This is a genomic window from Microbacterium sp. NPDC059771 (assembly GCF_042732495.1).
GTDB lineage: Bacteria > Actinomycetota > Actinomycetes > Actinomycetales > Microbacteriaceae > Microbacterium > Microbacterium sufflavum.
In genome coordinates this window covers 1-2,183 of sequence record NZ_JBHWHK010000011.1, presented here as the reverse complement: position 1 = coordinate 2,183, position 2,183 = coordinate 1, and the positions used below count along the sequence as shown (strand labels likewise).

The window sequence follows — 2,183 nt, the reverse complement described above, 5'->3', positions numbered from 1 at the left end:
GAGTGCAAGTGGTCGGCCCGCCGGATCCATCACCACCTCGTCTCCGAGGGCCACCGGGTGTGCCTCCGAACGGTGGGCAGGTGGCTGCACCGGCTGGGCATCTCCCGGTTGCCAGACCTCGCGCCCACGGGTGAGGACCTGCGCCAACGACCGCAGAAGATCACCGCCCGCGGCCCGGGGCACATGGTGCACCTGGACGTGAAGAAGATCGGACGCATCCCTGAAGGGGGCGGCTGGCGTGCTCACGGCCGGGACTCCGAGAACGCGCGAGCAGCCAAACGCGGGCCTGGCCGGCGGGTCGGCTACACCTACCTGCACTCGGCGATCGACGGGTACACCCGCCTGGCCTACACCGAGGCGTTGGAGGACGAGAAGGCGGTGACCACGATCGGGTTCTTCTGCCGGGCCCGGGCGTTCTTCGCCGCCCACGGCATCACCGTGGACCGGGTGATCACGGACAACGGCAACAACTACCGGGCCGTGGACTTCACCGCCAAGGTGGTCTCGCTCGGGGGCCGGCACCACCGGATCCGCCCCTACACCCCGCGCCATAACGGGAAGGTCGAACGGTACAACCGGCTGATGGTCGATGAGGTCCTCTACGCCCGCCCGTATACCTCAGAGCCAGCTCGGCGTGAGGCGCTGGCCGTGTGGGTGAACCACTACAACTACCATCGGCCTCGGTCAAGTCCCTGGAAGTGGTGTAACCGTCTTCGAGGTTGTAGGGGGCTTGTACCTGTCAGGTCTGCAGGGTCGGCATCACCTCCGTGCTCATCACGGTCTCTTGCTCCGTGGTCAGGGGCTCACGGCACCGGGCGAGCAGTTCCAGGCCGAGATACCGGCGGCCTTCGGCCCATTCATCTGTCTGCTCGGCCAACACAGCCCCGACCAGACGCACCACGGCATCCCGGTTCGGGAAGATCCCCACCGAGTCCGTGCGGCGCCGGATCTCCCGGTTCAGCCGCTCGGCAGGGTTGTTCGACCAGATCTGGGACCACACGTCCCTCGGGAACGAGGTGAACGCGAGGATGTCCTCTCGTGCTGCATCGAGGTGCCCAGCCACCGCGGGCAACCTGTCCTGCACGTAGTCCAACAGGCGCTCGAACTGGGCCTGCACGGCCGGCCCGTCGGGCTGGTCGTACACGCTGTGCAGCATGGCCTTCACCGCCGGCCACATGCTCTTCGGGGTCACGGCCATCAGATTCGCCGCGTAATGGGTGCGGCAGCGTTGCCACACGGCCCCGGGCAGGTTCGCCGCCACGGCTTCCACGAGGCCGCGATGGGAGTCCGAGGTCACCAGTGCCACCCCGGCCAGCCCCCGGGCCACCAGGTCCGCGAAGAACTCGTTCCACGCCGCACCCGTCTCCGTGGTGGCCACCCTCAGCCCGAGGACTTCGCGGCGCCCGTCGGCGTTGACCCCGGTGGCGACCATGGCCACCGCGTTGATCACCCGCCCGCCCTCTCTGACTTTCATGGTCAGGGCGTCGGCGGCGAGGAACACGAACGGGCCGGCCTCGCCCAGCGGCCGGTGACGGAAAGCCTCGATGTGCTCGTCCAACTCCTGTGCCATCCGGCTGACCTGGGACTTCGAGAGCGAGTCGATGCCCAGCTGCCGTACGAGCTTGTCCATGCGCCGGGTCGAGACCCCGGCCAGGTAGCAGTCCGCGACCACGGTGATCAGTGCGGACTCGGCCCGTTTGCGGCGCTCGAGCAGCCATTCGGGGAAGTACGTGCCGGCCCGGAGTTTGGGGATGGCCACATCGATCGTGCCGGCGCGGGTGTCCAGGGGTCGGTGCCGGTAGCCGTTGCGCTGCGCTGTCCGGTGTTCGGAGGGCTTGCCGTACTCGGCGCCGCAGACCGCGTCCGCGTCGGCGGAGAGCAGTGCGTTGATCACGGTCTGCAGCAGGTGGCGCAACAGGTCTGGGGAGGCCTCCCCGAGAGCTTCGCGCAGCAGGCGTTCAGGGTCGACAATGTGTGGAGCGGTCATCGTGGTGATGTCCTTTCGAGAGTGCTGTGGAAGGTTCGCTCGAAGGCTCCCACGGTGACCGCGTCCGTCTCGAAGATGGTCGTGGCCACCGGGGAGGGTTACACCACTATCCGGGACTCAACTGCGGCTGCGGACTTTATCAGCTTCGTCTGGATGATGCTGGCCGCGGCCGAGCGGGAACTGACCAGCCCAGAGA

At 67.8% G+C, this 2,183-nt stretch carries 1 protein-coding gene and 1 pseudogene; one reads left to right on the top strand and one right to left on the bottom strand.

The window, feature by feature from the left end:
• Positions 1-690 (top strand): annotated as a pseudogene (locus ACFV3I_RS18705) (integrase core domain-containing protein); the annotation flags it as partial.
• 49 nt (positions 691-739) lie between these two features.
• Here the strand turns inward: ACFV3I_RS18705 and ACFV3I_RS18700 are convergent.
• On the bottom strand, positions 740-1,987 hold the full coding sequence (locus ACFV3I_RS18700; RefSeq protein ID WP_011117090.1) for an IS256 family transposase: 1,248 nt from the start codon (positions 1,985-1,987) through the stop codon (positions 740-742).
• Positions 1,988-2,183 lie beyond the last annotated feature (196 nt).